Here is a 14,118-nt window from a genome sequence, read left to right on the forward strand (position 1 = left end):
ATCAAACGAATGTTTGAAAACGTAGTGGTATTTGGATTATATTTCATAATAAGAGCCTATTCTGGGTGAAATATAAGAAAAAAGCTTGTAAAGGTGGGCCATTTCTAAAAATTATAAGGCTCAAGCTTTTTTATTAACTACTTTTTACAAATAAATTGCTTTTAAATTCATCATTTTAAATTTTTCAGCATATACCCGATAGCCATTTGTAATTGATGGTCATTTTCATTGCTACCTTTATATTCTACCATTTCTTTATGTAATGCTGAAAAGAATGATTCATTAATAATAGGTTCTTGTGCTAATTTCTTTGTCTTTCTATATAACAGAACTGCTTCGGCTGTTTGGCGATCAAAATAACCATCTGTTCGTTCTAATTTATAGTCCATTTTCGATAATACTTCTTGTACATATCTTACTTGCTCATTAAAATCTCCTTCTTGGAAGCTACCTGTTAGTGGTGGCAATTCCATATGATATAAATCATCTTGCTCTACATGCAATGTTGCTTCTATTCCTTTACCATGAATCCATTCTTTATCTGGTGTTAGCCATTTATGCGTTGATAACTTTAATTCACCACCATTTAATAATGGCCACGTTTCTTGTACTGTACCTTTTCCAAAGCTCTTTACACCTGCGATAGTAGCTCGCTCTAATTCTTTTAATGCCCCACTTAAAACTTCACTTGCAGAAGCACTTCCTTCATCTTGAAGTAATACAATCGGCACCTTTTTTAATTGTGCATCAAAATTTAATTTCGCTCTCTTTTCATCAGTTAAAAGCGGCTCAAGCTCACCCTTTGCATTTTGCATAAAAGCATATGTAGAGCTTGGTTTTACAACACTTGCTATCACTTGCTCAACGCTGCGTAAATAACCACCTGGATTACTACGCACATCAATAATAAGACCTGAGATTTTTTGTTTCATTAAAGAAGACGTATGCTTTTGCCATTCTTCTGCAGTTTTTTCACCAAATAATGAAATGGACACATATCCGATTAGATTATCATCGGCTTGTAAAATTTCACTATGCACAGTTTCCATGGAAATAGCTGCTCTTTTCATTGAAACTTCAATGTGTCTGTCTTCTGAAGGTCTGAAAATAGTCATTTTTACTGTTGTGCCCTCTTCTCCTTGAATAAGAGCCAAGAGCTGAGCCATAGATTTACCTTCTAGTCGTTCTTTATTTACTTGTACAATTTCATCATAAGGTTTCAGCCCTGCTTTTTCAGCTGGAGATGCCTTAACAGGTGAAACAATAATAAACCGGCCATCACTTGCTGTTATTTCTGCCCCGATACCAACACGGGAATCAGATAACGACTCTTTATGCATTCTAGCTTCTTCCTTTGTGTAATAAGTGCTATATGGGTCTCCCAGTGAACTCGCCATTCCTTTAATTGCCCCTTCAACTAGCTGTTCCTCTGAAGTCTCATGCACTGACTCTTTTCTAATTAAATTAAAAGCCTCATCAATTTTTTCTAACTTACTCACTTTTGCACTTGAAGGTTCGGCCCCCTGCATTTTTGATACTGCATACATTCCTGTAGCACCTAGCAATACTATAAAAAAAAGAAAAATCCAACTCTTCCGCATCATGTCTACCCCTTTCTATCCATTCAGTTTATGAATGATTTCATAGGATTAACACTATCAAAAAGTGGATTTTTCTTTATTAATTTAACGCTTTAACACTTTCCCGCATACTATCCTGATCGACAGGGCCAATTACCTTCTTCTGGATAATTCCTTTCGTATCAAGGAAATAAGTCGTTGGAATCGTGTAAATTTCATATGCTCTCATTTGTTCGCCTTCAGTATCTAATAATACTGGAAAAGTCATTTCATACGTTTTAACAAATTTTTCCACATACTTAATTGTTTCTTTTTGACTTGTTAAGTTGACTGCCACGATTTCAAAATTATCTTCTTTTGCAAATTTCTCGTAATACTTTTGCATATGAGGAATTTCTGCCTTACAAGGTGGACACCAAGATGCCCAGAAATTTAATATAACCTTTTTCCCTTGAAAATCCGATAGCTTTACTTTTTTTCCTTCCAATGTTTCTAATTCAAAATCTGGTGCCAACTCACCAATTGCTAAGCCACTTTTAACACCTAATTTGTCCTCTACAATGGTTGCTCTCGTATCTACTTTTTGCTCTTCAGCAACTTTCGTTTTCACAAAATTAGTGACCGCAATTCCAATCATCGCTGCAATTATTAGCAACGCAAATATTTTTTTCTTCATGAGGAAGCCTCCATCTGTTTACGACTTTTATCTTTTAAGAAATGGACAAGTAACACAAACAAACTAAATATGAAAGTTGCCATTAATGATTTCTGCCAAAAACCATCTGGCTGTAATAATGCGATCATTATATGTGATAAGCTAAATAAAATGATGAGTTGCTTACGCCAAATATCCTGATTGAGACCATTTTTTATCGCTATGAGTAACCAAATGATAAAGGCTACAACCGTCAGCCACCTTTGCCATGAGAGACCATCATTTTGCATGGCCATTGCAATTTGATACACGCTTTGCGTTAAAATAAATGCCATTGTTAATGTACGTAATTGAGAAGCTGCAAATACATTCTTTTTCAATTGACGGAATATAGAAATACAAGTTGCAACTATCGCTATGTAAAAGCCCATCGTGCCACCGTTAAAGAATAGTATAATTAAAGGCTGTTTTATCACCAACGACAAATCTGTGACAATGACACTAAATTTCCAGATTAAAATAAAAAATATAGCATGATCCGCATATACACTTGCTTCTTTTTTGCCATAACGCCACCATAGAATAATTCCTACCAAAGTAAACGCGATAAGAACTGAAACCCACGATGTCGGTAATGTCACTCCGCGTATAGTATACCATTCTGTTACTGACAAAGTTCACACCTACTCCCATTATATACCCTACACCGTATGTTAATGGCTGTCATACTAGAATACAAGATTTTTGTTTTGCTAATTGATGACTGGACTGGTTTTTACAGTATTAAGCTCTATTTAAAATCGTTTTATCCCTAAAAGAAAAGTCGCCTGTAGTCGGTGAATTTACCGATTTCCAGACGACTTTTATTTAACCTGATTAGAATGAAATATAACGACGTGGGTCAACTGCCCCTACTTTTTGTCCTTGCCAAGCTGTTGTATGAAGTTCGAAGTGTAAGTGACTTCCGAATGCACGACCCGTTTGTCCCATATAACCGATTACTTCACCTTTAGAAACAGATTGTCCAGCTTTTGCTTTATAACCACTTAAGTGAGCATACACAGTTGTAAAAGTTTTCCCCTCAATTGAGTGAGTGATCATGATTACATTACCGTATGTAGATAAAGGACTTGCGCGGAAGACTACTCCATCAGCTGCTGCTACGATTGGCGTACCCACACTATTTGCAATATCGATACCATAATCAATTTCTGGACCTGAACCTATATCACGCCAGCCGAAATTAGATGTAACAGTACCAGTTGTCGGTCTTGTCCATGTACCACTTGAAACTGTTGGAATATTATCTGATTCGCCAACATTGCCAACATTTGATACATGTGCTGATTTAGCACTCGCTTTCGCCGCAGCTTCTTTACGTGCTCGTTCAGCTAGACGCGCTTGCTCATTTTGAATTTCTTTCTGAACTTTTTTACTTACTTTAATCGCTTCAGAATACTCTTTCTGAAGTGATTTTTTTTGAGATTTCAGTTTTGATTGCTCACGCTCTAAAGCATCTATTAACTTATTTTTACTTGATTTTTGTGAATCCAAAGATTTCTTAAGGTCTTCTAATCGATCACGATTGTCAATTTGTTTTTGACGTTTTTCTTCAAGTTTCTTCTGTTGCTCTTCTAAGCTTTTTTTATCATCTGCTTGTTCTTGCAAAATTTTACGATCTGCATCTAATAAAGTGTTAACTGCAGAAAAACGGTCAATTAAATCTACAAAACTACTAGCACCAAATAGAACGTCAACATAATTAATTGAACCGCCACCTTCTTGAATGGCACGCGCGCGTTCTTGCAATAATGCATCACGTTCAGCAATTTTCGTTTCTAATTCTTTGATAGAAGTTTGTAAATCTTCAATTTCACTAGTTGTTTGAGCAATTGTTGATTTTACAATACTAATCTTCTCATCCGTTTTGATAATCTTGTTATCAAGCTTTTGGATTTGTTTATTGATTTTCTCTTGCTTTGATTTGTTGTACTTAATCTTACTTGATTTTTCATTTATGTTGGAATTAAGTTTCGATTTCTTTTGATCTAATTCTTGCTGTTTAGACTTTAAATCATTTAGTGATTCAGCATTCGCTATTGGTTGAATAACCAATGATAAAGATACTGTTGCTGTAACGACATATAAAATATTTTTAAACTGCTTTTTCAACTAATAACCCCCTCTGTTTCTATTAATATATCTGGATGACTTATACTTTTAAGAATTTACGTACGGACATGAAACTTCCCCAAACACCGATAAATACACCCATTATCAAAATTAATAAATCTACTTGGATAATAAATGGCGTTACATCTAATAGCTGGAACATTTCACCTTGTAATTTTGGTTGCAATACACTATGTAATTTCACATATGAAATTGTTACAACCGTCATTGGAATGATAGAACCTAGTAGGCCTAACCACATACCTTCAAGAATAAACGGAATACGTACAAACCAGTTTGTTGCCCCTACTAATTTCATAATCTCTATTTCTTTTCTTCTTGCTACAATTGTAATTTTAATTGTATTTGAGATTAGGAACATTGCTGTAAATAGCAACGCCACGATTAAACCAATACCTACGTTTCGACTAATATTTAAAAAGTTAAATAACTTTTCAATCTTACCTTTACCGTATAATACCTCATATGTATTATCGAGCTTGTCTATCTCATTGGCTACTGTAGCCGTTTTCTGCGGGTCACTAGCCTTTACATAGATGACGTTGCGTAACGGATTACTTTGTTTAAATAAGCTTAAATCTTCTCCAAAGTCTTTCACAAGATGATTAAGTTCTTCTTCTTTTGTTGAATACTTAAGAGAATCTACACCTGAAAACTCTTTAATTTGTTTCTGTAAAGCATCCTCAGCTTTTTGATCCGCTTCTAAATCAATAAGTACTTTAATTTCGACATCATTTTCTAGATCTGTAGCAATTTTATTCAAGTTCATCATTATCATGATAAATACGCCAACTATTAATAGTGTGACCGTTACTGCTGAGACAGAAGCTACTGTCATCCAGCTATTACGACCTATCGATTTTATACTTTCACGGAAATGGCGACTTATAGTTCTAGATTTCATAGCCGTAACTACCTCCATTTTCATCACGAACAATCAATCCGCCCTCAATAGCGATAACACGACGTCTTATTGTATTAACAATTTCTTTGTTATGTGTTGCCATAATAATTGTTGTTCCACGTGCATTTATTTCCTCAAAAAGATTCATAATATCCCAAGATGTCTCAGGATCCAAGTTTCCAGTAGGCTCATCAGCAATGACAACTTTCGGCACGTTCACAATCGATCGCGCAATTGACACACGTTGTTGCTCTCCACCAGATAATTCATTCGGAAACATTCGAGCTTTATGTTTTAATCCAACTAAATCTAAAACTTCCATGACACGTTTACGTATCGTAGCCGGTTGTTCTTCAATTACTTCCAAAGCAAATGCAACATTTTCATAGACATTTAGCATCGGTAACAATTTAAAATCTTGGAACACCACGCCAATTTGTCGACGGAGATAAGGTATTTCTTTGTTTTTTAATGTCGTCAAATTCATACCGTTTACGATAACATCCCCAGATGTAGCTCGTTCTTCTCGATACATCATTTTGATAAATGTCGACTTTCCAGCACCACTAGGTCCTACAATATAAGCAAATTCGCCTTGATTAAACTTAATACTTAATCCATTCGCTGCTACTATTCCATTCGGATATTTCTTGTAAACATTCTTCATTTCGATCATTTTTTTACCACCTATTTTCTATAAACCCTACTCTATTATAATAGCTATTATATCATTGAATAGCCTGTCTACTATTACAATTTCATTTCATTTAAATTGAATTTCCAATTCTAGCTTGTTACAAAAAAAATTTGCTGTAATAGCGAATTAATCATAAATATGTATTAAAAAAGCGAAGGAGATAAAATCTCCTTCGCTAAAAATTATTTTATATTACAAATTATATCGAACAACGACAGATCCTGTTTTAGTTTCACCATCAATCGTTAATGTTGAAACATCCGGTAACTTTTTAGAGAAGCGCACCGATTTTTGTAAAAATTGCTCATGCTCATTGCGATATTGAACATCTGACAATTGAACATCCATTTTACCTAGATTCGAAGAAACTTCTCCCTCTAGTGACAATGTACTTGGAATATAAAGTTCCACAGCACCTGCAACGGTTTGTGCTTTCATTCTTGTCGCATCAATTGCACGAGTAGTCACAACAACATGGCCACTGATAGATTTCGCTTCAATATCTCGAATTGCACCGTCAATATACACTTGGCCATTTAACGTCTCGGCTTCAAGGTCTTCTCCTGCAACATCCTTCACTTTAATAGCACCGTTAGCAGTTTCTAGCTCTGCACTCTTAAATGCGAATCTTTCACAATCGATCAGACCATTTTTTGTTTTAACCTTCAGTTTACTGACATCCAAATCAGTTAATACAAAACTACCATTAAATAAGTTCGCTGAAATTGCTTCGTATTGTCTAATCGGTACATATAGGACGATATCAACACGCATCGATTTCAAATCACTAATAATGCGTAGTTTCCCTTGATCGTTAGTGAAGATAAATTTATCGAGAAATTCCTTCTGTATATCTTCACCCGACCGAACAATTGAAGGACGCACTCGACATTCTGCATATACAGTTGCATCAACAGAAGGTTTAATTTGCAATTGACCATTCGGAATATCTACACTAATATGTGAAAAGTCCGCATTATCTAGATCAAAACGCTGTTCGAATGCGTTTTTTTCACCAAATGAAAAGTCAAAATCAATGTCTTTGACTTTTGAGACAGCCGTATTCATGAAGTCCATAAACTTTGCACTAAATTGCGAGAAATCTTGTTTAATTTCTTCAAAGAATTCTTGCTCTGAAGTAGATTTTTGTTTAGATGACTGTTGTTTTGGTTCTTCTTTTTTCTCAAAGAAGTCATCATAATTTGTTTGTTTCTGTTCTCTTTCAGGTTGTGATTGCTCTACTTGTTGATTCATTTCAGTTTGGCTGGAATTTGTAAAATTCGCTCCAGTTGATGTATTAGTAGCTGTTTTATTTTCCAATGCTTCTAGTAGTAATATTGCCTCTTGTGCTGTAATGGTGCCATTTTCAAGCAATGTTAAAATGCGTTTACGCTCACTTTGCATTTTTCGGCCTCCTTCTACTTATTACTATTATTTACGAAATTTCATGGAAAAAGTTTCATATACCTAGAATATTTGTCTCTACTTATTTGTAGCTGTTGTCAATACTTTATCCATACGTGCTCGATCGCGTTCTATAATTGGCTTCAAATAATGTCCTGTGTAAGATTCTTTCACTTTAATTACCTCTTCAGGTGTTCCAGTTGCAATAATCATACCGCCTTTATCGCCACCTTCTGGACCTAAATCAATTATATGATCAGCTGTTTTAATAACATCCAGATTATGTTCAATTACCAACACAGTATCACCACTTTCAACTAGACGTTGTAATACTATCAATAATCGTGCAATATCTTCTGCATGCAAACCCGTAGTCGGTTCGTCTAATATATAAATGGACTTACCATTTGAGCGTTTATGCAACTCAGACGCTAATTTTACACGCTGTGCTTCCCCACCTGATAATGTTGTAGCAGGCTGGCCAAGTTCCATATAGCCTAAACCGACATCTACAATTGTTTGTAACTTACGTGAAATTTTAGGTATGTTTGTGAAAAATGCCACTGCGTCTTCAACGGTCATTTTCAAAACATCGGCGATACTCTTGTCTTTATATTTTACTTCTAATGTTTCACGATTATAACGCTTACCATGGCATACTTCGCACGGTACATAAACATCAGGTAAGAAATGCATTTCAATTTTAATAATTCCGTCACCACGACAAGCTTCACAGCGTCCGCCTTTGACATTAAAGCTAAAGCGACCCTTTTTATAGCCACGCACTTTCGCCTCATTCGTTGTTGCAAATACATCACGAATGTCATCAAAGACACCTGTATATGTCGCAGGATTTGAACGCGGTGTACGACCTATTGGTGATTGGTCGATATCAATTACCTTCTCAAGCTGTTCGATACCTGTAATTTCTTTCACTTCACCTGGCTTCACCTTAGAGCGGTTCAGTTTTTGTGCTAGCGATTTATAGAGAATTTCATTGATTAGCGTACTTTTCCCTGATCCTGAAACTCCAGTTACAGCAATAAATAAACCAAGTGGAATATCCGCCTTAACATTTTTTAAATTATTTTCTTTAGCGCCTTTTATCGTAATGAAACGTCCGTCTGGCTTACGACGTTCAATTGGAAGTGGAATGAACTTTTTGCCACTTAAATATTGCCCAGTTAATGAATGTTTATCTTTCATAACTTGAGCAGGTGTTCCAGCAGCTACGATTTCTCCACCATGTACACCAGCTCCTGGACCAACATCAATTAAATAATCAGCCGCAAGCATCGTGTCTTCATCATGCTCTACGACAATCAATGTGTTACCAATATCACGCATGTTTTTTAGTGTATCAATCAAACGGTCATTGTCTCTTTGATGCAATCCAATAGATGGCTCATCAAGAATATACAAAACACCTGTTAAGCGCGATCCAATTTGAGTTGCTAAGCGAATACGCTGCGCTTCCCCACCAGATAATGTTCCTGCAGCTCGGCTTAATGTTAAATAATCGAGCCCAACGTTAACGAGGAAACCTAAACGTTCTAGTATTTCACGTAAAATCAGGCGGGCAATTTGCATATCCTTCTCAGAAAGTGAAAGTGTCGAGAAGAAAACGTATGCATCCTTAATAGAATACTCCGTCACTTCTCCAATATGTTTGCTATCAACTTTAACCGCCAATGTCTCAGGTTTTAAGCGGTATCCTTTACATGATGGGCAATGTTGCTGTGCCATGTACTTTTCCATTTGCTCACGGATATAATCAGAAGTTGTTTCACGAAAGCGTCTTTCAATATTACGTAGGACACCTTCAAAAATAATATCTTGATCCCGAACATTACCAAAGTCATTCTCATAATGGAAGTGGATTTTTTCCGTGCCAGAACCGTTTAAAATTTTATCCATCTTATCTTTCGGTATTTCTTCAACTGGTATATCCATATCGATGTCAAAATGGTCACAAACTGCTTTTAACAGTTGAGGATAATATTGTGAACTTGTTGGTTCCCAAGGTGCTAGCGCATTATCATTTAATGAACGACTCCAATCAGGTATTACAAGCGTAGGATCTACTTCTAATTTTGTTCCTAACCCATCACATTTTGTACATGCACCAAAAGGACTGTTGAACGAGAACATTCTTGGTTCCAATTCGCCAATTGAAAAGCCACAGATTGGACAAGCGTGATGCTCACTGAATAGAAGCTCCTCATGCTCCATAACATCAACCATTACACGACCTTCTGCCAATCTAAGTGCTGTTTCAAGAGAATCACTTAAACGAGCTTCCACGCCTTCTTTTAAAACAACACGGTCAATGACTACTTCAATACTATGCTTTTTATTTTTGTCTAATTCAATATTATCATCTAAATCACGTAATTCTCCGTCGACACGAACTCGAACATACCCTTGTTTTTTCAAGTCTTCAAGAAGTTTCACATGTGTCCCTTTACGCCCTGAAACCATTGGAGCCAACAATTGCATTTTCGTACGTTCAGGAAATTGCACAAGACGATCCACCATTTGCTCTACAGTTTGTGACGTAATTTCTATGCCATGATTTGGGCAAATCGGTTTGCCGACACGTGCATACAATAAGCGCAAATAGTCATATATTTCTGTGACTGTTCCAACCGTTGAACGTGGATTGCGACTTGTTGTTTTTTGGTCAATAGAAATAGCTGGTGAGAGACCTTCGATTGCATCAACATCTGGTTTGTCCATTTGCCCTAGAAATTGGCGAGCATATGCAGATAAGGACTCCACATAACGTCTTTGACCTTCTGCATAGATTGTATCGAATGCGAGAGAGGATTTTCCAGAACCCGATAAGCCAGTTATAACAACGAGCTTATCTCGCGGGATTTTAACATCTACGTTTTTCAAATTATTTGCACGTGCACCTTGAACGATAATTTCTTGATTTTTCAATTTTTTCATCCTTCCGCTTTCAGTTCCAGGATTGTATCACGAAGCTCTGCAGCACGTTCGAAGTCGAGCGCTTTTGCGGCATCCTTCATTTCTTTTTCTAATGAAAGTAAAAGTGTTTCTCTTTCTTGCTTTGTTAGCTTTTTACCCTTCATTACTTTTGTTACGTATGTTTCTTGTTCTTCGGCTGCCTGTGTTGCCCGAATTACATCGCGAATTTCTTTCTGAATGGTTCTTGGCGTAATGCCATGCTCCTCATTGTAGTCAGCTTGAATTGTACGACGGCGATTTGTTTCGTCGATTGCTTTTGTCATCGAATCCGTCATACGATCGGCATACATAATAACGTGACCGTTCGAATTACGTGCTGCACGTCCAATTGTTTGGATGAGCGAACGCTCTGAACGTAGGAAGCCTTCCTTATCTGCATCCAGTATGGCAACTAAAGATACTTCAGGGATATCAATACCTTCACGAAGTAAGTTAATTCCGATTAATACGTCGTATATTCCCATACGCAATTCACGAATGATTTCAATTCGCTCTAACGTTTTAACTTCTGAGTGTAAGTACTGTACTTTAATCCCTATTTCTTTTAAATAATCCGTTAAATCTTCTGACATTTTTTTCGTTAATGTTGTAATTAATACACGCTCATTTTTTTCAGTCCGTAAATTAATTTCATGGATTAAATCATCGATCTGACCTTCAATTGGTCGTACTTCGATCTCAGGATCAAGAAGACCAGTTGGACGAATAATTTGCTCTACCATATCAGGTGTATGTTCCAATTCATAAGGTCCTGGTGTAGCAGAAACAAAAATTGCGTTATGAACATGTTTCTCAAATTCTTCAAATTTTAACGGTCTATTATCAAGTGCTGATGGTAAGCGGAATCCATGATCAACTAAAACACCTTTGCGCGCTTGGTCACCGTTATACATTCCTCGGATTTGTGGTAATGTAACATGACTTTCATCCACTACTAGCAAAAAATCCTCTGGGAAGTAATCTAATAATGTGTATGGTGTTGCACCTGCTGGTCTTAGTGTTAAATGGCGAGAATAGTTTTCTACTCCTGAACAGAAGCCCATTTCGCTCATCATTTCTAAATCATAATTTGTTCTTTGTTCTAAGCGTTGAGCTTCGAGTAACTTATCTTCCTCTCGAAGTTTCTCAAGTTGTTCCTTCAATTCATCTTTAATATTCTCAATGGCTTTGACCATTTTTTCTTCTCGCGTAACAAAGTGGGATGCAGGGAAGATAGCGACATGCTCTCGTTCGCCAAGAATTTCTCCTGTTAACGCATCAACTTCACGAATACGCTCTACTTCATCACCGAAAAATTCTACACGCAAGCATCTCTCGTCCCTAGATATTGGAAAAATTTCAACAACATCACCGCGTACTCGAAATGTTCCGCGTGTGAAATTAATATCATTACGTTCATACTGAATATCTACAAGTTTACGTAACAATTGATTCCTTTCGATTTCCATCCCTGTTCGGATAGACAACACCATTTCTCGGTATTCTTCTGGTGAACCGAGACCGTAAATACAAGAAACAGATGCGATGACGATAACATCTTCTCTTTCAAATAATGAAGATGTTGCTGAATGTCGCAACTTATCAATTTCATCATTAATACTAGAGTCCTTCTCGATATATGTATCGGTTTGTGGTACATAAGCTTCTGGCTGATAGTAGTCATAATAGCTGACGAAATATTCTACTGCATTATTTGGAAAAAATTCTTTGAATTCACTATATAATTGACCCGCGAGTGTCTTATTATGAGCAATCACAAGGGTCGGCTTTTTGACTTCCTTTATAACATTGGAAATTGTAAATGTTTTACCTGTACCCGTTGCTCCTAGTAAGGTTTGGTGTTGTTTACCTTGACGGATACCTTCTACAAGCTCTGCTATTGCTGCTGGCTGATCGCCATTTGGCTTGTATGGTGAATGTAAATCAAATGCCTGAACCATAGCCACGTCCTCCTTGTTACTAATTACATATATTTTACCATAGCAAATTGGAAATATCGAGCAATAAGCGAACATATGTTTTTCGAAACTAGTTTCATTGTTTTGCCAATTATTGTACTACCGAGGCATTTATCATTATAGATTTACTCATTTCTTTTACTATCGATAATTCAATTTAAAAACAAGTTTATATGTGTCCACTCAATGCTGTTTACACTTACTTATTTCCAATGATATTAAATCAACAAAAAAATCGTTCCAATATAGGAACGATCTTCTTCTATGTTGAAATTCTCTATGTATAAGCTCGAAACTTATACTAGTATTTCTATTATCATTAATTATCTAACAATGCTTATCCGGCGCTTGTCTGCAATTTCTCTAATTCTTTTGCGTATTGATAAAAGGCGACTTCATTTCTTTCATCTAGGGCTGAGTCAATGCAAGCTAATAGATACTCTTCCGTTTGTGCACGATGTACATGGTTTAAAAACAAATCTAAATAGATCGTATCTAACAATTTTTCAGCATTATTCGTGTTGTCAGTTCGTCCAAGAGCTTTTAGAAAATCGGTATAGGAATAATATTTATCCAACGATCTCACCTCGAATGCCTTTTTTCTATTATAAGAAATTTCAGATAAATAAGCAATCTTAATTTATATTAAAGGTAATATATAGGATATTATAATTATATATTCCATTTTACCGTTGCACTTTATACCAATTATAGTTAAAATGATAGTGAAATTATACTAATTTCACTATCATTCGGAGGGAGGAACAAATATTGGATGAAAAACTGACGAAATTATCGAATTTCACATTGTCTTTTAGTACATTTGCCCTTATGCCAGTTTTCGAGGGTAATCACATTTACACAAGAGTAGTTGAAAAGGAGAGGGAATTTCTTGTAGATGCAAGGCCATCTAGAGTAATACATAAATCTTGCTCTGACTATGGTACTTCTTTTAAGCTTGCTACGAACAAGTCAAAAGAATATCTTGGTGCACGCCATAAACTCCCTATTGTCGTTGCTTATGATTATGGTACACCTTGTATTTTCATGCCAACTTTATCGCCTAATTCGCATTATAATGTTTGGTTTGCTATGCATGCAATTGAGTTTTTTGAAGATGCTGGTCCATCAAAAAGTCTTGTGTCTTTTAAAAACGGACAAGATGTTGAAGTAGACGTATCAGTCATCACAATGAGAACTCAACTAGCAATGGCATACTTTTTACAACAACGTTTCGAGATTAAACGTCCTTCTCTTTTTTAAATTGGACTTGTGTTAAATAAAATGTTAACAGTTCTTCTACTCGGTTACGTAATCGAATATTAGAATACCGACGATATTCTTCAGTATTATTGTATATAAAGATGTATTCAGAAAATAACTCATCACGATTTCCTCGCATAATTTTAAGCCGGTTTTTTTGCAAATATTGATGAGCTGCATGTAATTCACTTTGCACCTGTTTCATCGCTTCATGCACTAAATCGATATATGGCCGCTTCAATTTGAATGTTCCTTGTTCAAATGCTTTACAGTCTCTTTCGAAAATGGATAGTACCATTGGTAAGTAAATAACTGTTTCAAGCACCGCAAGAGCTTCATTTGGGATACGCGACATGCTTCCACCTCCAAAATAGGAACATTTGTTCTTACTTTGTATTTTACTACGTTTATAAGAAATTGCAAGTAGGAAACATACCCTTTTTACATGCAAAAAAGCCATTCAACGAATT

12 protein-coding genes are annotated in these 14,118 nt (G+C 36.0%); 1 reads left to right on the forward strand and 11 read right to left on the reverse strand.

The annotated features are described in order from the left end of the window. Nucleotides 1–170: 170 nt before the first annotated feature. From BK137_RS15775 to BK137_RS15820, 10 genes are all read right to left on the reverse strand, one after another. Nucleotides 171–1,601 carry a S41 family peptidase gene (locus tag BK137_RS15775; RefSeq protein ID WP_038179666.1) on the reverse strand — a complete coding sequence of 477 codons (1,431 nt, stop codon included), beginning with the start codon at nt 1,599–1,601 and terminating at the stop codon, nt 171–173. A gap of 79 nt (nt 1,602–1,680) precedes the next feature. After that, nucleotides 1,681–2,256 carry a peroxiredoxin family protein gene (locus tag BK137_RS15780; protein WP_038179667.1) on the reverse strand — a complete coding sequence of 192 codons (576 nt, stop codon included), beginning with the start codon at nt 2,254–2,256 and terminating at the stop codon, nt 1,681–1,683. Beyond that, nucleotides 2,253–2,909 (reverse strand): hypothetical protein, encoded by a 657-nt coding sequence (locus tag BK137_RS15785; protein ID WP_038179669.1) that lies wholly within the window; start codon nt 2,907–2,909, stop codon nt 2,253–2,255. The genes BK137_RS15780 and BK137_RS15785 overlap by 4 nt, the downstream gene beginning before the upstream one ends. Nucleotides 2,910–3,111: 202 nt before the next feature. After that, entirely contained in the window at nt 3,112–4,407 is a 1,296-nt protein-coding gene (locus BK137_RS15790) for a murein hydrolase activator EnvC family protein (RefSeq protein WP_038179671.1), read from the reverse strand. Nucleotides 4,408–4,447: 40 nt separating this feature from the next. Continuing rightward, nucleotides 4,448–5,332 carry a permease-like cell division protein FtsX gene (gene ftsX, locus BK137_RS15795; RefSeq protein ID WP_038179673.1) on the reverse strand — a complete coding sequence of 295 codons (885 nt, stop codon included), beginning with the start codon at nt 5,330–5,332 and terminating at the stop codon, nt 4,448–4,450. Further along, nucleotides 5,322–6,008 carry a cell division ATP-binding protein FtsE gene (gene ftsE, locus BK137_RS15800; RefSeq protein WP_038179675.1) on the reverse strand — a complete coding sequence of 229 codons (687 nt, stop codon included), beginning with the start codon at nt 6,006–6,008 and terminating at the stop codon, nt 5,322–5,324. The genes ftsX and ftsE overlap by 11 nt, the downstream gene beginning before the upstream one ends. A 213-nt stretch (nt 6,009–6,221) precedes the next feature. Then, nucleotides 6,222–7,433 carry a DUF4097 family beta strand repeat-containing protein gene (locus tag BK137_RS15805; RefSeq protein WP_038179676.1) on the reverse strand — a complete coding sequence of 404 codons (1,212 nt, stop codon included), beginning with the start codon at nt 7,431–7,433 and terminating at the stop codon, nt 6,222–6,224. A gap of 78 nt (nt 7,434–7,511) precedes the next feature. Beyond that, nucleotides 7,512–10,379 carry an excinuclease ABC subunit UvrA gene (uvrA, locus tag BK137_RS15810; protein ID WP_038179866.1) on the reverse strand — a complete coding sequence of 956 codons (2,868 nt, stop codon included), beginning with the start codon at nt 10,377–10,379 and terminating at the stop codon, nt 7,512–7,514. Nucleotides 10,380–10,384: 5 nt separating this feature from the next. Beyond that, nucleotides 10,385–12,367, reverse strand: coding sequence for an excinuclease ABC subunit UvrB (uvrB, locus tag BK137_RS15815; RefSeq protein ID WP_038179679.1), 1,983 nt, complete (start codon nt 12,365–12,367; stop codon nt 10,385–10,387). Nucleotides 12,368–12,722: 355 nt separating this feature from the next. After that, entirely contained in the window at nt 12,723–12,971 is a 249-nt protein-coding gene (locus BK137_RS15820) for an IDEAL domain-containing protein (RefSeq protein ID WP_412104673.1), read from the reverse strand. Nucleotides 12,972–13,156: 185 nt separating this feature from the next. On the opposite strand from BK137_RS15820, the gene BK137_RS15825 reads away from it, so the two are divergent. Continuing rightward, nucleotides 13,157–13,648, forward strand: a complete 492-nt coding sequence (locus BK137_RS15825) for a competence protein ComK (RefSeq protein WP_051448560.1) — start codon at nt 13,157–13,159, stop codon at nt 13,646–13,648. On the opposite strand, the gene BK137_RS15830 is transcribed toward BK137_RS15825, so the two are convergent. Beyond that, complete coding sequence (locus tag BK137_RS15830) at nt 13,626–14,003, reverse strand: YhjD family protein (protein WP_038179688.1); 378 nt, start codon at nt 14,001–14,003, stop codon at nt 13,626–13,628. The two genes, BK137_RS15825 and BK137_RS15830, sit on opposite strands and share 23 nt — an antisense overlap. Nucleotides 14,004–14,118: the final 115 nt, after the last annotated feature.

It is taken from the genome of Viridibacillus arenosi (genome assembly GCF_001955655.1).
GTDB classification, from domain to species: Bacteria; Bacillota; Bacilli; order Bacillales_A; family Planococcaceae; genus Viridibacillus; species Viridibacillus arenosi.